16 protein-coding genes are annotated in these 19,741 nt (G+C 61.3%); 7 read left to right on the plus strand and 9 right to left on the minus strand.

Going from position 1 to position 19,741, the window contains the following annotated elements:
- Window positions 1-192: 192 nt before the first annotated feature.
- The 6 genes from fbp to ACLEIV_RS07670 form a co-directional block, all read right to left on the minus strand.
- Entirely contained in the window at window positions 193-1,212 is a 1,020-nt protein-coding gene (fbp, locus tag ACLEIV_RS07645) for a class 1 fructose-bisphosphatase (RefSeq protein WP_410456053.1), read from the minus strand.
- 111 nt (window positions 1,213-1,323) lie between these two features.
- Window positions 1,324-2,073, minus strand: a complete 750-nt coding sequence (gene kdsB / locus ACLEIV_RS07650) for a 3-deoxy-manno-octulosonate cytidylyltransferase (protein WP_410456054.1) — start codon at window positions 2,071-2,073, stop codon at window positions 1,324-1,326.
- Window positions 2,070-2,258, minus strand: coding sequence for a Trm112 family protein (locus ACLEIV_RS07655; RefSeq protein WP_410456055.1), 189 nt, complete (start codon window positions 2,256-2,258; stop codon window positions 2,070-2,072). The genes kdsB and ACLEIV_RS07655 overlap by 4 nt, the downstream gene beginning before the upstream one ends.
- Window positions 2,248-3,210, minus strand: a complete 963-nt coding sequence (gene lpxK, locus ACLEIV_RS07660) for a tetraacyldisaccharide 4'-kinase (protein ID WP_410456056.1) — start codon at window positions 3,208-3,210, stop codon at window positions 2,248-2,250. Before lpxK ends, ACLEIV_RS07655 begins: the two co-directional genes overlap by 11 nt.
- Entirely contained in the window at window positions 3,210-4,961 is a 1,752-nt protein-coding gene (msbA, locus tag ACLEIV_RS07665; protein ID WP_410456057.1) for a lipid A ABC transporter ATP-binding protein/permease MsbA, read from the minus strand. The genes lpxK and msbA overlap by 1 nt, the downstream gene beginning before the upstream one ends.
- Before the next feature lie 27 nt (window positions 4,962-4,988).
- Window positions 4,989-7,190, minus strand: a complete 2,202-nt coding sequence (locus ACLEIV_RS07670; RefSeq protein ID WP_410456058.1) for a DNA internalization-related competence protein ComEC/Rec2 — start codon at window positions 7,188-7,190, stop codon at window positions 4,989-4,991.
- Window positions 7,191-7,250: 60 nt separating this feature from the next.
- Here ACLEIV_RS07670 and ACLEIV_RS07675 point away from each other — a divergent pair, with 60 nt between their 5' ends.
- Complete coding sequence (locus tag ACLEIV_RS07675; protein WP_410456059.1) at window positions 7,251-7,763, plus strand: DUF2062 domain-containing protein; 513 nt, start codon at window positions 7,251-7,253, stop codon at window positions 7,761-7,763.
- Window positions 7,764-7,789: 26 nt separating this feature from the next.
- Window positions 7,790-8,269 (plus strand): DUF2062 domain-containing protein, encoded by a 480-nt coding sequence (locus tag ACLEIV_RS07680; RefSeq protein WP_410456060.1) that lies wholly within the window; start codon window positions 7,790-7,792, stop codon window positions 8,267-8,269.
- Window positions 8,270-8,451: 182 nt separating this feature from the next.
- Here ACLEIV_RS07680 and lolE read toward each other — a convergent pair whose 3' ends face one another.
- From lolE to ACLEIV_RS07695, 3 genes are read right to left on the minus strand one after another with little or no spacing between them, the layout of a single operon-like run.
- The gene (gene lolE / locus ACLEIV_RS07685) at window positions 8,452-9,693 is read right to left on the minus strand and encodes a lipoprotein-releasing ABC transporter permease subunit LolE (RefSeq protein ID WP_410456061.1); all 1,242 of its coding nucleotides are present in this window, start codon (window positions 9,691-9,693) and stop codon (window positions 8,452-8,454) included.
- Entirely contained in the window at window positions 9,693-10,376 is a 684-nt protein-coding gene (gene lolD, locus ACLEIV_RS07690; RefSeq protein ID WP_410456062.1) for a lipoprotein-releasing ABC transporter ATP-binding protein LolD, read from the minus strand. The genes lolE and lolD overlap by 1 nt, the downstream gene beginning before the upstream one ends.
- Window positions 10,369-11,580 carry a lipoprotein-releasing ABC transporter permease subunit gene (locus ACLEIV_RS07695; RefSeq protein ID WP_410456063.1) on the minus strand — a complete coding sequence of 404 codons (1,212 nt, stop codon included), beginning with the start codon at window positions 11,578-11,580 and terminating at the stop codon, window positions 10,369-10,371. Before ACLEIV_RS07695 ends, lolD begins: the two co-directional genes overlap by 8 nt.
- 68 nt (window positions 11,581-11,648) lie before the next feature.
- Between ACLEIV_RS07695 and ACLEIV_RS07700 the strand changes: the two genes are divergently transcribed.
- The 5 genes from ACLEIV_RS07700 (at window position 11,649) to ACLEIV_RS07720 (ending at window position 19,507) form a co-directional block, all read left to right on the plus strand.
- Complete coding sequence (locus ACLEIV_RS07700) at window positions 11,649-12,245, plus strand: PilZ domain-containing protein (RefSeq protein ID WP_410456064.1); 597 nt, start codon at window positions 11,649-11,651, stop codon at window positions 12,243-12,245.
- A complete protein-coding gene (mfd, locus tag ACLEIV_RS07705) occupies window positions 12,242-15,679 on the plus strand; it encodes a transcription-repair coupling factor (RefSeq protein WP_410456065.1) in 3,438 nt (1,145 codons plus the stop codon). The genes ACLEIV_RS07700 and mfd overlap by 4 nt, the downstream gene beginning before the upstream one ends.
- Window positions 15,680-15,799: 120 nt before the next feature.
- Window positions 15,800-17,251: an FAD-dependent oxidoreductase gene (locus ACLEIV_RS07710; RefSeq protein ID WP_410456066.1), complete on the plus strand. Its 1,452-nt coding sequence runs from the start codon at window positions 15,800-15,802 to the stop codon at window positions 17,249-17,251.
- A gap of 274 nt (window positions 17,252-17,525) precedes the next feature.
- Complete coding sequence (locus tag ACLEIV_RS07715; RefSeq protein WP_410456067.1) at window positions 17,526-17,987, plus strand: hypothetical protein; 462 nt, start codon at window positions 17,526-17,528, stop codon at window positions 17,985-17,987.
- A 275-nt stretch (window positions 17,988-18,262) separates the two neighbouring features.
- On the plus strand, window positions 18,263-19,507 hold the full coding sequence (locus ACLEIV_RS07720; protein ID WP_410456068.1) for a DUF3422 family protein: 1,245 nt from the start codon (window positions 18,263-18,265) through the stop codon (window positions 19,505-19,507).
- Window positions 19,508-19,741: the final 234 nt, after the last annotated feature.

Below are 19,741 nucleotides of genomic sequence, written 5' to 3' on the forward strand. Positions count from 1 at the left end.
GACGGCTTCGTTGCCGAATGAGGGCAAAGGGTGTCTGCTTACCGACCATCCGTGCCAGAGATGGCGCGGCTGAGCCCCCAGGGAGGGGTTTACAGCGTGTCGGCGGAGTAGTGCCCTTTGCCCGACTTTCTGCTGCCACCAAAGTCAGTAAACACTGTGGCTAAAAGACCGGCTTACGGCTTTATGATCGCCTTATTCCATTTCGTGGCTGGAATACTGCGTCATCAATTCACCGGCCTTGTCGACCATCTTGCTCGAGCCCACAAAGTAGGGGGTGCGCTGATGCAGCTCGGTGGGCTTGATTTCCATGATGCGGCGGAAACCATCGGTCGCCTTGCCACCGGCCTGCTCGGCCATGAATGCCAGCGGGTTACACTCATACAGCAACCGCAGCTTGCCATTGGGGTTGCTGGTGCCGGACGGATAGATATAGATGCCGCCCTTGAGCATATTCCGATGGAAGTCGGATACCAGGGAGCCGATATAGCGAGAGCTGTAGGGGCGCTTGGTGGCTTCGTCCTTCTCCTGGCAGAATTTCAGGTACTTCTTCACCCCTTCCGGAAACTTGATGTAGTTACCTTCGTTGATGGAGTAGATGGTGCCCTGCTCGGGAATACGAATGTTCTCGTGCGACAGACAGAAGGAGCCCAAGGTCGGATCATAGGTAAAGCCGTGCACGCCATTGCCGGTGGTGTATACCAGCATGGTGGAGGAGCCGTACACCACGTAGCCGGCGGCTACCTGGTTGACGCCGGGCTGCAGAAAGTCTTCCATGCTCACCGGCTCACCGGGCTCGCTGACACGGCGGTAGATGGAAAAAATAGTGCCGATTGACACATTCACGTCGATGTTCGAGGAGCCATCCAGCGGATCCATCAGCACCACGTATTTGGCGTTGCTCTGGCGCTTGTCATCGAAGGCCACATAATGGTCTTCTTCTTCGGACGCAATACCACAGACTTCGCCCCGGGCTTCCAGTGCCGCCTTGAACATGTCGTTGGCAAACACATCCAGCTTCTGCTGTGTTTCACCCTGCACGTTTTCGCTGCCATTGCTGCCACCGATGATATCGGTGACCAGCCCGGCCCGGTTGATTTCCCGGTTAACCACCTTGGCGGCGCGGCGGATAGACGACAGCAATGAGGTCAGCTCGCCGCTGGCGCTGGGGTATTCAGCCTGATTTTTTACTATGTATTCACCCAGGGTAATCATATTATTCCTCGAACGTTTACTTGTGGCGTAAAGCCGCCATAACTGCAGGGCAATGTACCCCGTAATCTTTTTTATTGCAGAGAATTATGTACATCGGGCTCGGTCACCGCCTCAGCGGGCCGCCAGTTGCCGACGCACCTCCTCCAGATCCTCCGGGGTATCAACCCCCGGCGGCGGTATTTCACAGGCGTCACTCAGTACAATCGACTCACCATGCCAGATCACCCGTAGCTGCTCCAGTTTTTCCAACTGCTCCAGCGGGCTGACCGGCAACGCCAGGTAACGGCGAATAAAACCGGCCCGATAGGCATAGATACCGATATGGCGTCGGCAGTGGCTCAAATCCGGCGTGCCGCAGGCCGTACCGTCCCGGTCGAAGGGAATGGCGGAGCGGCTGAAATACAGCGCCCGTCCGGCCTGACTCTGTACCACCTTGACCACATTGGGGTCGGTCAGTTGATCCTCGTATTCAAGCGGGGTGGCCAGGGTCGCCATGGGCGCATCGCTGTCGGCCAGCAGACCGGCCACCTGATCCACCAATACCGGCGGCAGCAGCGGCTCGTCACCCTGCACATTCACTACGATGTCATCCGCCGCCAGCCCCAGCAGCTCGACCACTTCGGCCAGGCGTTCGGTGCCGGACTCGTGATGGGTGCCGGTCATGCAGACTTCGACGCCGCTGTGTGCCAGCGCATCGCGAATGCGGACGTCGTCGGTAGCCACCACGACCCGGGCCGCGGCGCTCTGCTGTGCCTGTTCCGCCACCCGCAGTATCATCGGCTTGCCGTGAATATCGGCCAGCGGCTTACCGGGCAGACGGGTCGAACTGAAACGGGCCGGGATCACCACAACAAAGCTCATGCGGGCAACTCGTCCAGATCCAACTTGCGGGCCCGGTTCTCCAGTAATACCGGAATGCTTTCGGTAATCGGATACGCCAGCCTGTCGAAGCGGCAAACCAGTTCGTTATGAGTACGATCCAGCTGTAACTTGCCCTTGCATACCGGGCAGGCAATGATTTCCACCAGTTTGGCGTCAATCGCCATGATCTAGCTCCTTGAGTCGAGTTAAAAGCAGTTGTTCAAATTCGGCGGGCAACTGGGCATCCACCGGCACAAACCAGACATTATCATGGCCTCCCGGCCATTTGACGGCGTCTTTTTCGGTGATCAGCAGCGGTGCCGACTGCAAGCCGGTGAGTTGCGCAGGTGTCACCGCCTTGTGATCCGCCAACGCCAACCGCTGTTTCAGTATAAAGCCCAACTGTTCCAGGGTCGCGAAAAAACGCGGGGGATGACCAATACCCGCCAGGGCATTAACCGTCTCACCCGGCTCGGGTACGGCCTGTGTACCGCCGACCGGCTGCAAGGCACCGGGTTTGAGCGTCATCAGAAATTCTCCGGTTTCGGCCGGGCCGCCGTTGTTGATAATCGCATCCACCCGCTTCAGCCGCCATAATCCCTCGCGCAGTGGGCCCATCGGCAGCAAATGACCGTTGCCGAAGCGCCGCTTGCCATCCACCACCACCAGTTCTATGTCCCGGGCCAGGGCGTAATGCTGCAGGCCGTCGTCACTGATAATGACATCGACCCCCAGGGTCGCCAGCAGCGCCGCCGCCTCCCCCCGTTTGGGGCCAACGACCACGGGGCAACCGGTGCGCCGATAGATGAGCACCGGCTCGTCACCGGCCTGCCCGGGTCCGGTGTTCGCCTTCAGCAACAGCGGATACTGCTCGGCTTTGCCGCCATAGCCACGGCTGATCACCCCCGGGGTATAGCCCTGGCGGCGCAACCATGCTACCAGCCAGACCACCAGAGGTGTCTTGCCGTTGCCGCCCACGGTCAGGTTGCCGACCACTATCACCGGCACCGGAGCCCGGTACACCGCCTTGCTCCCCCGCCGGAACAGCCAGCGACGCAGGCCGCTGATCAGCGCAAACAAACCGCTCAAAGGGGCCAGCACCCACAACCAGGTAACGGTTTTATACCAGGCCCGCATCAGCCCTCGCCGTACTGAATGCTTCTGAGCTGGGCATAAACACCCTGCCGCTCGAGCAGCTCGAGGTGAGAGCCCCGTTCCACTACCCGGCCTTCGTCGATCACCAGGATCTCGTCGGCGTTTTCGATGGTGGACAGCCGGTGAGCAATCACCAGCGCGGTTCTGTCTTTGCGCAGGGCATCCAGCGCCGCCTGAATATGGCGCTCCGACTCGGTATCCAGCGCCGAAGTCGCCTCGTCCAGGATCAACAGCGGCGCATTTCGCAGCAGGGCCCGGGCGATGGCAATACGCTGACGCTGACCACCGGACAGACTGGCGCCGTTTTCACCGATGACGGTGTCGTAACCCTGCTCCAGCTTGTTGATGAATTCATCCGCATAAGCCACCTTGGCCGCCGCTGTGATTTGCTCCCGGCTGTATTCGCCTTCGGCCGCATAGGCGATGTTGTTGGCAATGGTGTCGTTGAACAGATGAACCTGCTGGGACACCAGCGCAAACTGACGGCGCAGATCGCTCAACTTGTATTCGCGCAGCTCCACACCGTCGAGGCGGATTTCACCGCCGTCGATATCGTAGAAACGGGTCAGCAGGCTGGCGATGGTGCTCTTGCCGGAGCCGGAGCGCCCCACCAATGCTATGGTCTTACCGGGTTCAAGCCTGAAGCTGACGTCTTTCAGCGCCGCATTTTCCTTGGTGGGATAGGTAAAGCCGACCCGGTCAAATTCGATAAGGCCCTGGGCCCGCTCCAACGGGCGGGTGCCCGTGTCCTGCTCACCGTCGCTGTCGATCAGGCCGAACAGGCTTTGGCAGGCGGCGATACCGCGCTGATAGGAGGCATTGACCTGAGTCAGGCTCTTCAGCGGGCGCATCAGCATCATCATGGAGGTAACGATCACGGTAAAGGTGCCGGGGGTCAGCTGATCCTGAATGTCGTCGAAGGTGGACACATACAGGAGAATGGCCAGGGCGCTGGAGGCGATCACCTGCACCAGCGGCGTGCCGATGGAATCTGCCGCCACCATCTTCATGTTCTGCTGGCGCACCGTGTTGCTGACCCGGTGAAAACGGCCCGACTCCACCTGCTGACCGTTGAACATCAGCACTTCCTTGTGGCCCTTCAGCATCTGCTCCGTGCTGCTGGTAATGTTGCCCATGGCATCCTGCATGCCGCGACTGAGGCGCCGGAAGCGACGGCTGATCACCGCTATCATGACCCCGACTACGGGGCCGACCACGAAGAAGATCAGCGACAACTGCCAGGAGTGGTAGAACATCAGCCCCAGCAGGCCGATGACGGTGGCGCCTTCGCGCACCAGGGTCACCAGAGTCGAACTTGCCGCCGACGAGACCTGTGACGCGTCGTAGGTCACCTTGGACAGCAGATTACCGCTGTTATTGCGGTCGAAAAAGGCCACCGGCATCGTCATCAGCTTGCCGAACACCTGCTGCTGCAGCGACATCACCACATGGTTGCCGACCCAGGCCATGCAATAGCCGGACAGGAAGGTACAGACGCCGCGCAGAAACACGATGCCGATCACGAACAGCGGCATCCATTTCAGCACATTGGGATCCTGACCGGTGAGTCCCTCATCGATCAGCGGCTTGATGGAATAGACAAAGGTGGTATCGACAGCCGCATAGCCCGCCATGCCGATAATGGCGGCCACCAGACCGAGTTTGCGCTCCTTCACATAACCCAGCAACCGCTTGAGCACGGGCCAGGAAGAAGAGTGTGCATCTTGGGACATAAAGTCTCTGCCTTAAAAAACGAGCCGCTATTCTAACGACTTAGGGGGTCTCCCGCCAGTCGTCAACCAGGCATTGAGCCGATGATACCAGGGGCCGGGCCGTCGGGACTGCAGCAACTGCCAGCGGTCTCCGTCCGCGACCAGATGTACCATGCCATGCTCTCCGGTGATCAACTGGGGCACGCCTTGCTGTTTGAAGCGGGCCACCACCTCGGAAGACGGAAAACCCCAGCGGTTGGCATAACCGGCGGTATGCACCACCCAGTCGGGTGCCACCGCCCGATTGAATGCCTCGGAGGAAGAGCTGCGACTGCCGTGATGCGGACTAAGCAACAGTTCGGCTGCCACCGGCTGTCCCAAGGCCAACAGGCCCTGCTCGGCCTCGGCTTCTATATCTCCGGTCAGCAGCAGCGACAGGCTGCCATCCCCGATATGCAGTACACAGGAGTCGTTGTTGCGATGGCCGCTCGGGACGACAGGCCATAATGTCTGCAGCGTCAGTATCCCCCATTGTTCTCGTTGTCCGGCACGACAATGCTGCCCGCCCGGCCAGACACCCCGGCGATGATGCACCGGAAGGGTGGCGGCCAGATATTCCCGGTTGCCGCTGTGATCCCGGTCATCGTGGCTCACCACCAGATAATCCAGCTCGTCGATGCCCAGCCGGGTCAGCAACGGTAGTATCACCCCATCGGCCATGTTGAAGCCCGAATCGAAGCGATTACCGGTGTCATAAAGCAGCGCCCGCCGACCCTGGGTCACCAGCACCGAGAGCCCCTGCCCTACATCCAGTATCCGCACCTCCCAGCGGGGCTCGGGCCCTTGTTCCAGCACAACCGGTTTCAGTACACCGGGTTGCAGCAACAGCAAATACATGGCCAGCGCCATCAGCCAGCGCCCCCTGGGCAGCAGCAGGACAGGCGGCAGTAAAAACAACAACAGCCAAAGACCCTGGGCCCGGGCCGACAATGCCTGCCAGGGCGACAGGCTGTCATTCAAACCGTGCAGGCCGGCCATCAAGGGATCGAACAGGGCATTCAGCAACACCAGTGCCGCCATGGCAAGCCCGGGAGCCGGCAGCACCAGCAGGCAGGCCAGCAGCAACAGCGGGATCAGCAGCAGAGAAAACAGGGGGATCAACAGTATATTGACCGGCAACGACAACCAGCTGATGCCGCCAAACAGCAGGATAATCAGCGGCAGCAACAGCAGACTCAACCCCAGCTGCAATCGCCACAGGCTGCGCCCGCCCAGCCAGCCGGCACTCACCAGCAAGGCGACCACCGCCAGCACCGACAGCCAGAACCCCAGATCCAGCGCCAGCCAGGGCATGGCCGCCAGCAGCAGCGTCATGGTCAGCAATAACAGACGGCGGGCACTCCAGAAACGCCCCCAGCAAAACAGGCCCAGCCACACCAGCAACATCAGCAGCGCCCGCTGGGTGGGCACCGAAAAACCGGCCATCCAGGCATAACCCAGCGCCAGCCCTCCCGCTGCTATCGCAGCCAGAAACCGGTGGCCACTCAGGCGACCGACCAGCAGGCCCAGCCCTGCTACCAGACCGATATGCAGGCCGGAGATGGCAAACAGGTGGCTCACACCCAGGCCTCTCAGCATATCCCAGTCGTCTTGCTGCAGCCCGCTGCGATCTCCCACACTCAGGGCCAACAGCCAGCGCCGGGCCGGCAAGTCGGCGGTCAGGGTACCTATGTGTCGCGCCAGCCGGGTACGCTTCGAGGCGACGACGGCCTGATGTCCCAGGGTGCCGGTCAGATAGCCCCGGGCCGTGATCCCCTGCCCCAGCAGCCAGCGCGCACTGTTGAAGCTGCCCGGGTTAAGCAGGCTGTGGGGTGGTTGTAACCGACTGATCGACTGAATGTTATCTCCGACGGCCGGTGGTTCACTCTGTCCATACCAAGACAGCAGGACCCTCGGCCGGGGGGAAAGTGCTTGACCATTCAGGCTTTTCAGACTGACAATCAGCCTGCTTGCGCCGTTCTCCCGGTGCTGAACACTGTCTACCGTGCCGGCAACCAGCTGGCTGCGCTGGAACAGATCGGGAGCTTGCAGCCAACTCAGTTGCCAGTGGCTGTAACACAGTGCCCAGACCAACCCGAACAACAGGCAGGCCGTCGCCGGCCTTGGCCGCCAACACAAGCAGCCCAGACAGACCAGTGGCAACCACCAGTCCCAGGCGGGGAGCCAGGGCCAGATCAGGATGGTTGACATGCCAAAGCAGAAAAAGAACAGCCGCTTATCCATCCGATAAGTATTGCGGACCTGGAACAGATGCCAAAAAAGACGTTAAAACGCCTGATGCCCGACCCGGGCACCATTAAAAATAATAAGTACCTGAGCCTGCTTGGCGGCAGACTACACGACAACAACCTGTGGCATCTCAACCGACACTCGGCCGCCGGCGCCTTTGCCGTCGGCCTCTGCTGTGCCTGGCTGCCCATCCCCTTTCAGATGGTGCTGGCCGCCGTGCTGGCCATGACCTTTAGAGTCAATCTGCCCCTGTCGGCGGTGCTGGTCTGGGTCAGCAACCCGCTGACCATGCCGCCGATGTTCTATTTTGCCTATCGACTGGGTTCTTTTCTGCTCGACCGGCCCCCCCACTACAAACACTTCGAGCTGAGCCTGAGCTGGCTCAGCAGCGCCATGACCACCGCCGGCCCTCCCTTTCTGCTGGGCTGTGGTGTCATGGCCCTGGTCAGTTCGGCGACCGGCTTCATGGTGATCCACGGGCTCTGGCGCTGGACGGTGTCACGCCGCTGGAAACTGCGCAGGCGTCAGCGCTGATGTTGCGCCAATGGTTGAGAGACCGGATGCCAAGCCAGGAAACCCTGCGCCAGCATCGCATCCTGGCCCTGTTCGGCGAACGCCTGCTCGACCCCGATTACTGGTGCTGCAACCGCCATTCCGCCGCCGTAGCGGTGGCCGCCGGTCTCTTTGCCGCCTGGATGCCGCTGCCCATGCATACCCTGGTGGCCATCGGTCTGGCCGTGCTGTTTCGCGGCTACCTGCCGCTCGCCATCGCCATGGTGTGGGTCAACAACCCGCTCACCCTGGCGCCGATGTTTTACTTCGCCTACCGGCTCGGCGCCCGGCTGCTGGATAGTCCCGAACTGGCCTTCAATAGTGCGCTGGAATACGAAGCCCTGGCCATGGCGGTGCCCCTGCTGACCGGCGCCCTGCTGATGGGGCTGGGTTGCGCCCTGCTGGGCTGGATAGTCACCCGACTGGGCTGGCGCTGGAAGGTACAACTGGCGTGGAAATTACGGCGGGAAAAGCGCAGTCAGCGCTGAGACGTGAGGCATCGCTTTGGCTGGCGCCAGCCCCGCTTGCTGCCCAACCTTCGACGTTCGCTGTACTCACTCCCGCGAAAGCGGGAGTCCAGTGCTATATGTCATGGATCTCCGCCTTCGCGGAGATGACAATAAAAAAATGGGCCCGATCACGCGGCATCTACCTGACTACATCCTTCTCCTCACCCCTCACCAAGAAGCTGCCTCGGCAGCAGCTTGCCGGCGCGCCAGGCAGGATAAAGTGTGGCGATAAAAATCAGCACCAGCGCCGAACCGGTCACCAGCCACAAATCCGCCCAGTGAAACTCGGTGGGGATGAAGTCGATGAAATACACCTCCGGGTTCAGGAACTGATGCCCGGTCAAACGTTCCAGACCCGCCACCAGCTCGGACAGCCGGGTCGCCAGCAGCAGCCCCAGGGCGCCGCCAATCATCACACCGGTGACACCGTTAAGCAGGCCCTGCACCATAAAGGCGCCGCGGATCTGCCAGGGTCCCGCCCCCATGGTCTTGAGGATGGCGATGTCGCCTTTTTTCTCGTTCACCGCCATCACCAGGGTCGACACTATGTTGAAGCTGGCCACCGCCATCACCAGCAGCAGCACCACTATCATCAGGGTGCGCACCAGTTGTATGTCTCTATAGACATTGCCCTGGCTTTCCATCCAGCTGCTGACATAAAAGGGCGCCGGTAATCCCATGCCCGCATTCATGGTCAGCCGATCGGCGGCCAGCACCTGATTCACCCGCAGATGAAAGCCGGAAATGGAATCCCCCAGCTCTTTCAGCTCCTGGGCATCCTGCAGATGGGTATAGCCCAGCACGGTGTCGAGCTGACCGCCGATACTCACCACCCCCACCAGAGTAAAACTGTGTCGCCGGGGCGAGCCGAAGCCCTGGCTGCCCGGTGACGGCAACAGCAAGGACACCCGGTCGCCCACCGCCAGTTCCAGCTGCTCGGCGATGGCTTTACCGAGGATAAGCCCCCGCTCGCCGGGCAGCAGCACCTTCAGGCCGGCGCCGCCGAGGTAAGGCGTCAGCTCGGACACCCGGCCCTCAAGCTCCGGCACCACGCCCTGCAGTTGCACCGCTTTCAGCTTGTCGCCCTTGCTGAGCAACCCTTCCAGCGGCACATAGGGCGATACCGCCAGTATGCCGGGGGCGGCTTCCATGTCACTCACCATGTCGCGCCAGCCTTCGACCGGCCCCTCGACGGCCTGAAGCTGGCCGTGGGGCAGCACCGACAGGATGCGGTTTTCCAGCTCGCGCTCGAAGCCGTTCATCGCCGACAACCCCAGGATCAGCGCACCGACCCCGATGGCGATGCCCAGAATCGAGGCCACAGAAATAAAGGAAATAAAACGGTTGCGCCGCCGGGCCCGACTGAAACGCCAGCCCAGAAAGGCACTTAACGGACGAAACATCAGCCTTGCTCCTGCAGTCGGCCGTCCACCAGCCGACACTGCCGGTCGAGCCGGGCGGCCAGCGCCAGATCGTGGGTCACCACCACTAGGCCGGTGCCCAGCTCGCTCTGCAATTCGGCCAGCAGCGCAAATACCTCGGCGGCGCTGTGGGCGTCCAGGTTGCCGGTGGGCTCATCGGCGAGCACCAGCCGGGGCTTGTTGACCAGAGCCCGGGCGATGGCCACCCGCTGGCGCTCGCCGCCGGACAGGGCCGAGGGTCTGTGTTCCAGCCGGTGACCCAACCCTACCCGTGTGAGCAGGGCTTCGGCCTGCTCCTTTGCCTCTTTCACCGGCCGGCCGGCAATCAGCAAGGGCATGGCGGCGTTTTCCAGGGCACTGAATTCGCCCAGCAGATGATGAAACTGATAGACGAAGCCCAGCTTCTGGTTGCGAAAGCGAGCCTGGCTGCGGGCCGACATATGGTGCAAATCTTCCCCCTCCACCAGCACCCGGCCATGCGTCGGAGCATCCAGGCTGCCGAGCAGGTGCAGCAGTGTGCTCTTGCCCGATCCGGAACTGCCCACCACCGCCAGGCTTTCGCCGGCAGAAAGTTGAAGGCTGACGCCATCCAGTATGGTGACCGGCTGTGCCCCGTCCTGATGGGTTTTACCCAGATTCTCGACCACTAACAGGGGGTTATTCATAACGCAAAGCCTCGGCTGGATGAACCCGTGACGCCCGCCAGGCCGGATAAAGGCTGGCCAGCACGCACAGTAATAAAGTGGAAAACAACACCATGATCAGTTGCCCTGGCAACAGCAATACCGGCAGCTGGCTGCCCCCAGCGGCGGAATAAAAGTTGATGCCCAGCAGGTTGAGCACCCCGTCCAGGTTCAGACTCAGCAGCAGGCCGAACGCAAAACCCAGCACGCAGCCCAGCACCCCGCTGAAACCGCCCTGGATCATGAACACCGCCATTACCCGATAACGGCTCAGGCCCAGGGTTTGCAGCATGGCGATTTCGGCTTCCTTGTCGGTCACCACCATCACCATGGCGGAAAGAATGTTGAAGGCCGCCACCAGAATGATCAGCGCCAGCATCAGGCTCATCAGCCGTTTTTCCATCGCCACCGCCTGAAACAGCTCGCCCCGACTCTGCTGCCAGGTCTCGTATTTCAGCCCCGGAGACAGGGCCGGCAACCGGTCAAGCTCGAAGGGATCGCTCAGCCACAGGCGCAGGCCGGAGGCCTGATCCGGCGCATAGCGCAACAGACGGGCCGCATCGTCCAGCCGGGCCAACACCAGCTGCCGGTCTACGTCGTTGCCGGTGCTGAAGGTGCCCACCAGGGTAAAGAGTCGCTGGCTCGGCACCCGCCCAAGCGGCGTGAAACGGCTGCCCTCGGTGACCGTCACCCGCACCTGATCGCCGGGCACAACGCCCAGACTTCGGGCCACACCGGCGCCCATCACCAGGCCATAAGGCAGATATTCGAAATACTCCCGGGTACGCGGATCCAGCCCCTGCAGCAACCTGTCCTGGCTATTGCTCGGATCCAGGCCGTAGAGCTCGACCCCGGTAAGGTGCCCCGGACCCTGAATCATGGCCTCGGCACTGATGAAGGCCGTGCTGGCGGTCACCACCGAGTCGGGCGCAAACAGATCGCGATATTGCTCAGGATCGGCCAGTCGACGCTGGTCATTGGTGACCAAGGCATGGGGGATGACACCGAGCATCTGGTCTTTCATCTGTTGCTCGAAACCGTTCATCACCGCCGACACCAGGATCAGGGCGGCCACCCCCAGCAGAATCCCGATGGTGGAAAAGCCGGAAACAAAGGACGCAAAGCTGCGTCGCCCACGCGCCCCGGCATAGCGTAAACCCAACATCAGCGTCAGGGGTTGAAACATGGTGTAATCATCCGTTTTTTAAAGGGTTTTACGTCACCCGCAAGTTGCGGAATAATAAAGGCTTGTGAATGGCGCAACAAGAGCAGCGAATGATGGCAGACCCTTATTTCAGCATCGACTACCAGGCGCAGGTGAACCTGATCCCCCTGACTGATGGCGAAACGGTGCCCGACGCGGACGCCCTGGAGGCCGAAATACCCGCGCCGTTCAAGCTTATCAGTGAAGTGACTCGCATCGATACCAATAATGCCCGCCTGCTGCGCAATCTGGACGAGCACGCCAGCGAGCTGGTGGAGATCATCAATCAGCAGTCACGCAAAATCGATCTGGTGCTCAGCTACGTGCTGGCAGGACTGGACACCCCCGCTCAACGCCACCAGACCCTGAGCCTGGGCGGCGGCGGCTTTACCTTCTCCTCGCGACAGCCCCTGGCCGAGGCCGGCCGGGTTCGCTTCAAACTCTTTCTGCCGGAACTGTCGGTGGCGGTGTACGGTTACGGTGAAGTGCATGCCGGGGCCGAGCCGGAACAGTACCGCTGCGACTTTATTGCCCTGCGCGAACAAGACAGAGACGCCCTGATCCGCGCCAGCCTGCAGTTGCAGGCCAAACAACTCAAGGCCCGCGCCGAGCGCCGCGCCCAACAGGACGATGCATCACACCCATGATACAAATCTCCAGCCCCACACCCCGTCCCAGAGCCAGCCTGGGCCAGCTGATTGGCAGCAGCCTGGCGCTGGCCATCGCCGAACAGGTCAAACAACAGCAACAACTGGTGCTGCTGGTGGTGCCCGACACCCCCACCGCCCTGCGTCTGGAGCAGGAAGTACGCCACCTGCTGGCCGACGAGTCGCTGCCGGTGGCGCTGTTTCCCGACTGGGAAACCCTGCCCTACGATCAGTTTTCGCCTCATCAGGACATCATCTCCCAGCGGCTCGAAACCCTGTATGGCCTGCCGGCGCTCAAACGCGGCCTGCTGATTGCGCCCATCACCACCCTGATGCTGCGTACCCCGCCGCGAGACTGGCTGGAGCAGAACAGCCTGCTGCTGAACACCGGTGACAAGCTGGACCTGCACGCCCTGCGCAGCCGGCTGGAACGCGCCGGTTACCGGGCGGTGGAACAGGTACTGGAACACGGCGAATTTGCCGCCCGGGGTGCCCTGCTCGACCTGTACCCCATGGGCGCAAGCGAGCCGGTGCGCATCGACTTCTTCGATGACGAAATCGACACCTTGCGCCCCTTCGATCCCGACACCCAGCGTTCACGCGACAAGGTGAAACAGGTGCGGCTGCTGCCGGCCCGGGAATTCCCTACCGATAACGCCGCCATCGAGCGGTTTCGGGGCCAGTACCGGGAACGCTTCGCGCTGCGTAACGAGCCGGAGTCGCTTTATCATCGCGTCAGCCAGAGCCAATTTCCTCCCGGTATAGAGCATTATTTCCCGCTGTTTTTCGAACAAATCCAGACCCTGTTCGACTCGCTGCCCGAGCAACTGCTGGTGCTGGGTGCCGGCGAGCTGAACGAGGCCGCCAACATCTTCTGGCAGGATATACAGAGCCGATATGAAGATCGCCGTCACGACCAGCTGCGTCCCTTGCTGGCCCCGGACGAGCTCTACCTCAGGCCCGATGCCCTGCTGCAGCAGCTCAACAAGTGGCCCCAACTGCAACTGAGCCAGACCCCGGTGCTGGAAAAAGGCGATCGGCAGAACGCCCCCATCCAGCCCCTGCCCACCCTTGAAGTGGAACACCAGAAAACCGAGCCCCTGGCCCGGTTGCTGAGTTTCTGCGAACAGTTCGAGGGGCGCATCCTGTTCTCGGTAGAAAGTGCCGGTCGGCGCGAGGCGCTGGTCGAACTGCTGGCGGGCAGCGCCATCAAGCCCTGGCCCTGTGATAACCTGAACCATTTTCTGGCCGGTAAAGACCCGATTGGCCTGTTGATCGGCCCCCTGTCCCAGGGCTTTATTCTCGACGACAAGCTGGCGCTTGTCTGCGAAGGCGACCTGCTCGGCGGCCGGGTGATACAGCGCCGGCGGCGGGAAAAATCCGCCAGCCTGAGCCCCGATACCCTGATCCGCAACCTGGCCGAGCTGTCCATCGGTCAGCCGGTGGTGCATCTGGATCACGGCGTGGGTCGCTACACCGGGCTGCAAACCCTGGACGCGGGCGGACTCAAGTCCGAATACCTGACCCTGGAATACGCCGGCGGCGACAAGCTTTATGTACCGGTCACCGCCCTGCACCTGGTGGGCCGCTACAGCGGTGCCGACGATCCCAACCTCAACAAGCTGGGCAATGACACCTGGGCCCGGGCCAAAAGCAAGGCGGCGGAAAAAGTACGCGACGTGGCCGCCGAGCTGCTGGACGTATACGCCCGCCGGGCCGCCCAGCCGGGACAGGCCATCACGCACGACAAGGTGGCCTATCGCCAGTTTGCCGATGCCTTTCCGTTCGAGGAAACCGACGATCAGCTCACCTCCATCAACGCCGTGCTGTCGGACATGTGCCAGCCCAAGGCGATGGACCGGCTGGTGTGTGGCGACGTGGGTTTCGGCAAGACCGAAGTGGCCATGCGCGCCGCCTTTGTCGCGGTGCACGGCGGCAAGCAGGTGGCGGTGCTGGTGCCCACCACCCTGCTGGCCCAGCAGCATTACGACAACTTCCGCGATCGGTTCGCCAACTGGCCGGTGCGGGTCGAAATCATCAGCCGCTTCAAGACCGGCAAAGAGCAGGACAAGGTACTGAATGGCCTGACGGACGGCGGCATCGATATTGTGATCGGGACTCATAAACTGCTGAGCCAGGATGTGAAGTTCAAGGATCTGGGCCTGCTTATCGTGGACGAAGAGCACCGCTTTGGCGTGCGCCAGAAGGATCAGATCAAGGCGCTGCGCGCCGACGTCGACATTCTGACCCTGACCGCCACCCCCATCCCCCGCACCCTTAACATGGCCATGGGCGGCATGCGCGACCTGTCCATCATCGCCACCCCGCCGGCCAAACGGCTGGCGGTAAAAACCTTCGTGCGCGAGTCGGATCCGGCCACCATCCGCGAGGCCATTTTGCGTGAGCTCAAGCGCGGCGGTCAGGTCTATTACCTGCACAACGAGGTACAGACCATAGAAAACAGCGCCGACGCCCTGCGTACCCTGGTGCCCGAGGCCCGTATCGGCATCGCCCACGGCCAGATGCGCGAGCGAGAGCTGGAACGGGTGATGTCCGACTTCTATCATCAGCGTTTCAACGTGCTGCTGTGCTCCACCATCATAGAAACCGGCATAGACGTGCCCAGCGCCAACACCATCATCATGGACAGGGCCGACAAGCTGGGTCTGGCCCAACTGCACCAGCTACGCGGCCGGGTGGGTCGCTCTCACCATCAGGCCTATGCCTATCTGCTGACGCCGCACCCCAAGCGCATGACCACGGACGCCAAGAAACGGCTGGAAGCCATTGCCGCACTGGAAGATCTGGGCGCCGGCTTTGCGCTGGCCACCCACGATCTGGAAATTCGCGGTGCCGGCGAGCTGCTGGGCGACGAACAGAGCGGCCAGATCACCGCCATCGGTTTCAGCCTCTATATGGAAATGCTGGAGCAGGCGGTGAAGGCACTGCAGTCGGGCAAGGAGCCGGCGCTGGATCAGCTGCTGCGCTCGCAGACCGAAATAGAGCTGCGCCTGCCCGCGCTGCTGCCGGACGACTACATTCCCGACGTGAACATGCGGCTGTCCATGTACAAGCGCATCGCCACCGCCGAAAACGAGACCGCCCTGCGCGAATTGCAGGTGGAGCTGATTGACCGCTTCGGCCTGCTGCCGGAGCCGGGCAAGAACCTGGTGGCATTGGCCGGGCTCAAGCTCAAGGCCAGCCCGCTTGGCATCGACAAGATCGACGCCGGCCCCAACGGCGGCAGCATCGGTTTTGCGCAAGATGCCAGGGTAGACCCCATGTATCTGGTGAGCCTGTTGCAGAGCCAGCCGCGTATCTACAAAATGGAGGGGCCGACCAAGTTGCGCTTTGCCATTCCCAGTGCTGATGCCAAGAGCCGACTGGCACTGATCGGCGACATGCTGACCGAGCTGCATGCCCATCAGGCCTAGCCCGGCGTGAGCATTGCATCATGATTTACCCCCACGGAAGGGATAAGATAGCGGCGCAGCCGGCCCCGGGCCATTCTGCTGCGCCATGCCATGAACCACCAGCATCCTGACCGAGAAAAAATGAACGCGAAACTTTGCCATACCCCCGCCCAGCGCCCGCTTAAGGTCGGCATTCTGGGCGGCGGTATCGCCGGTGCTACCGTGGCGTTGCGACTGGCAGACATGGGCATTCAGACCCTGCTTATCGAGGCCAGCAGCGGCCTGGTAAACGGTCCGCCCATCTGCCACCTGCACGCGGGCGGCAACCTGTATCGGGAAATCAGCGACGACCAGTGCCTGACTCTGCTGCGCCAGTCCATTGCCTCGGTGCGTGCCTACCCCAACAGCATCAACCGCCGTCCCACCGTCATCGCCACCCCGATCACCGACTCGGGTGATGCCGAGGCATTATTGCCCCGGCTGAAACAGGTGACGCAGGAATATCAACGGCTGGTGGACGAAGACCCGGCCAACAAGGTACTGGGCGAGCCGGACCAGTATTATCGCTGCTACAGCCGCGAGCAGTTCGAGGCGCTGGCCACCCGCCCCATGCCGGCGCATGCCCGGTGCCAGGACGACTGGCTGATCCCCCTGGCCCACCATCTGGATCCGGAGACGTTGAAGTTTCCGCTTATTCTGGTGCAGGAATACGGCTGGAGCCTGTTTCGCATGGCGGCCACCGCCACCCTGGCGCTGAACACCGCCTCCCATTGCGAGCTGCATTTTCATACCCGCGCCACCAGACTGGAACAATGGCCGGACGGCTGGACCATTCACGGCACTCATCAGGATGGACAGGAACAACCGTTCAAGGTGGACTTTCTGGTCAATGCCTGCGGCTTTCGCACCGGCCTGGTGGACGACATGGCCGGTTATCGCCGCCAGCGGCTGGTGGAATACAAGGCCGCCTACGTGGCCCGCTGGCAGACGAGCGGCGACTGGCCGGAGGTGATTTTTCACGGCCGGCGCGGTACACCCGACGGCATGGCACAGCTGACCCCCTATCCGAACGGCGTGTTTCAGCTGCACGGCATGACCGACGGCATCACCCTGTTCAAGGACGGGCTGGCCGCCAGCTGCGACATTAGCGCCCAGCCTCGGCTGCCACAGCCCTATGTGGCCCAGCTGGACAACGGCTGGCAAACGCCGGACATAGAGGCCCGCACCCGGGAGGCCATCGCCCACCTGGCCCGCCTGTTGCCCGCCTTTGGCAAGGCACGGGTCGGTGGTAAGCCGCTGTTCGGCGCCCAGCAGATCCCGGGGAGCGACCCTTCATTACGGGCGGCGGACGTCTCCTTCGAAGGCAATCACTATGCGCGGGTAGAAATCGTGAAGGCCAGTTCGGCGCTGACCGCCGCCGACCGCATTGTCGGCAGACTGGCGGAACTGGGCTGGCTGGAGATGGACGAATTGCCCCTGTCGCCGAGCCTAGCACTCACCGAAGATCAGAACGCCGCCGAAGTAGAGCAGGAAGCCATACGCCTGGCCCGCGAACGCGGATACCCGGACGAACTGGCATTGACCATGGGCTGACACTCAGTAGCCGCTTTAGCTGGCGGATCGGACAAAGGGCCCGCTCCGCCGACGCGCCGTCACCCCCTCGCTGGGGGCTCAGCCTCGCCATCAAAGACGGTTTCGTCGCCGCCACTTCAGTTGGCGGATCAAGCCACTGCGTAATGACGCTACCTCCGCTAAAAAACCACAGCAGACTGACGGCTGGCCTGAGTCACATCTTGTTCAAATGGAACTATCAGCATAAAAAGAAAAATGAAATACTCATTACCACCAATAACAATAGGGATAAATCATGAAGCGTATCATCAAACCGTTTGCCATTTCTGCCGCCCTGTTGGCAGCCAGCAACGCCAACGCCATTCCCAATATCTGGGTATCAGAGTTTGCACAGGGCTTTCTCGTCAACAGTATTCAGAATGAAAAGGGTGATACCTTCACCATCAACTGCGACATCGGCTACAGCGAGAATGGAGAGTTAACCAAGGTCAGCTTCAACCATGCCAGCGGCAAGGATCTCTCCCCCAGTGATAGCAATACACTGGAACTACTGATCGATGGCAATGCTTACTGGATTCCCGAAAACCTTGGCTGGCGCAACGGTGACAACGCCTGGTATTCATTCCGGGAAGCCATTCAGGCCGCCGAGCAGTTTGATGTGTATGTAAACCAGAAGAAGATCTCGAGTTTTTCTCCTTCGTCCCAGAGTACGAAAAAAGTGTTGGGCGATCTGAGCGACTGTGAATTTCGTTACTGAATCAATGATCGGCTCAGCGAGCAACTACAACCATCATCAAGCTGGGCGGGTGTAATAGCGGCCATTTAACCCTTATACCTCCCCCAGGGGAGAACGCCGGCCTTTTCAAAGCACGGTATAGCTCGCTTCTGGACTTGCCGCTCACTGAGTTATCCCTGCAACAACAGGCCGCCCCCTCCCCTTATCCTGCAGTCTCAACCGAAGATAACGAATGGCACGCCGGAAAAATCTGGTAAATTAGCCGGATCATGACTGACAGACATAAAGGAGAGTCAATGCGCAGTCACCCGTTGCGTGAGCAGATCATCGCAGAGGTTCATGCCCGACCGTTTCAGAAACTACAGGCTCCGCTGGGAGTGCGGCATATTGCGGTAGTGTATGACGGTGCCCCGCTGGAGGAAGTACGGCAAAGCCTGTTCCGGCTCGGCAATATGCTGGGGCTGAAGGAGACCACCGGCAAGTCGCGGTTCTGGCAGGGCGAAAATGCTGATCTGGCACTGCGCTTTGAAGCTCACCACGAATTTTACACCCTGACGCTGACCGCACTGAACACGCAGGAGCTGCCGCAGTTGCCGGACGAATGGCTGGCGTCCGTGCCGGGCAGCTTTCTCTGCGGTGCCGAGATCCTGTTCCGCGCCCATCAGGCCAATGCCGATGAAGATGCCTGGCTGCATCGTCACTTCGGTGACTACCAGGTCAACAGCTCCATGGTGATGTCTGGTGTCGGCCAGATGTGGACCGACTTTTACCCCCGTGAAGACAGTGGCCTGGTACGGGTGCTGGTAGAAGACCGCGGCCTGCAACTGCAGCAGGCCGGACGTTTGCTGCAGCGAATCTGCGAAATAGAGACCTACCGCCATGTTGCGCTGCTGGCGCTGCCACTGGCGAACGAGGTGGTGCCGGAAATCAACCAGCTTGAAGCCGAGCTGGTCGATCTCTCGACCCGGGTCGCGCTCGAAGAGCCCTCCGTGCTGCTGCATCAACTGATGAATCTCGCGGAGCGGCTGGAAGCGCTGTCGGCAAAAACCTCCAACCGCTTCTCGGCAGCCGACGCCTACTTCGCCCTAGTGAACAAGCGGATTGGCGAGCTGCGCGAGACTCGCATAGAAGGCCGCCAAACCGTAGAGCAGTTTATGGATCGCCGACTGGACCCCGCCACCCGCACCTGCCGCACCGCCGGCCTGCGCATAGAGCAGCTCTCTCGCCGGCTGGCCCGTACCACCCAGCTGGTGCGATCCCAGGTGGATTTGTCGGTCGAGCAACAGAACCGCGACATGCTCTCCAGCCTCAGTAAACGCGCGGGCGAACAGCTGCGGCTGCAGGCCAAGCTGGAAAGCTTCTCCATTATCGTGGTGACCTATTACGCCTTTGACCTGATTGACCGCACGCTGCGCAACCTGATCGAAAATGAAGAGCACCGCCACCTGATGGAAGCGGGTCTGAGCCTATCGGTGCCCTTTATTGCACTGGTACTCTGGCTATACATCCGCCGCCTGCTGCGCGGCGTAGGTGAAGACTGACAACCTGAACCACACAGGCCCCACTTCGACGGGGCCTGACCCACACCCGACTCCCCCTCACCCATAGCCGCCGTCCCTGTGAAGGCAGAGCTACACTGCCCATGCATACCGCCATGCAACCTCACGAAACCGTCAGTCATGCCGCTCCACCCGCCGCCGCCAAATGCTCGTGAAACGCCCACAAAACCATCACCCAACCGTTTTGCAGCGCATATTTCCACTTTTGCAATTGCC

Source organism: Oceanisphaera submarina (assembly GCF_046521305.1).
Lineage (GTDB): Bacteria > Pseudomonadota > Gammaproteobacteria > Enterobacterales > Aeromonadaceae > Oceanimonas > Oceanimonas submarina.

Excerpts from the sequence above, each read along its gene's own strand:
- fbp (WP_410456053.1), bottom strand. The coding sequence starts at position 1,212 with ATGATTACCCTGGGTGAATACATAGTAAAAAATCAGGCTGAATACCCC.
- kdsB (WP_410456054.1), bottom strand. The coding sequence starts at position 2,073 with ATGAGCTTTGTTGTGGTGATCCCGGCCCGTTTCAGTTCGACCCGTCTG.
- ACLEIV_RS07655 (WP_410456055.1), bottom strand. The coding sequence starts at position 2,258 with ATGGCGATTGACGCCAAACTGGTGGAAATCATTGCCTGCCCGGTATGC.
- lpxK (WP_410456056.1), bottom strand. The coding sequence starts at position 3,210 with ATGCGGGCCTGGTATAAAACCGTTACCTGGTTGTGGGTGCTGGCCCCT.
- msbA (WP_410456057.1), bottom strand. The coding sequence starts at position 4,961 with ATGTCCCAAGATGCACACTCTTCTTCCTGGCCCGTGCTCAAGCGGTTG.
- ACLEIV_RS07670 (WP_410456058.1), bottom strand. The coding sequence starts at position 7,190 with ATGTCAACCATCCTGATCTGGCCCTGGCTCCCCGCCTGGGACTGGTGG.
- ACLEIV_RS07675 (WP_410456059.1), top strand. The coding sequence starts at position 7,251 with ATGCCAAAAAAGACGTTAAAACGCCTGATGCCCGACCCGGGCACCATT.
- ACLEIV_RS07680 (WP_410456060.1), top strand. The coding sequence starts at position 7,790 with ATGCCAAGCCAGGAAACCCTGCGCCAGCATCGCATCCTGGCCCTGTTC.
- lolE (WP_410456061.1), bottom strand. The coding sequence starts at position 9,693 with ATGTTTCGTCCGTTAAGTGCCTTTCTGGGCTGGCGTTTCAGTCGGGCC.
- lolD (WP_410456062.1), bottom strand. The coding sequence starts at position 10,376 with ATGAATAACCCCCTGTTAGTGGTCGAGAATCTGGGTAAAACCCATCAG.
- ACLEIV_RS07695 (WP_410456063.1), bottom strand. The coding sequence starts at position 11,580 with ATGTTTCAACCCCTGACGCTGATGTTGGGTTTACGCTATGCCGGGGCG.
- ACLEIV_RS07700 (WP_410456064.1), top strand. The coding sequence starts at position 11,649 with ATGGCGCAACAAGAGCAGCGAATGATGGCAGACCCTTATTTCAGCATC.
- mfd (WP_410456065.1), top strand. The coding sequence starts at position 12,242 with ATGATACAAATCTCCAGCCCCACACCCCGTCCCAGAGCCAGCCTGGGC.
- ACLEIV_RS07710 (WP_410456066.1), top strand. The coding sequence starts at position 15,800 with ATGAACGCGAAACTTTGCCATACCCCCGCCCAGCGCCCGCTTAAGGTC.
- ACLEIV_RS07715 (WP_410456067.1), top strand. The coding sequence starts at position 17,526 with ATGAAGCGTATCATCAAACCGTTTGCCATTTCTGCCGCCCTGTTGGCA.
- ACLEIV_RS07720 (WP_410456068.1), top strand. The coding sequence starts at position 18,263 with ATGCGCAGTCACCCGTTGCGTGAGCAGATCATCGCAGAGGTTCATGCC.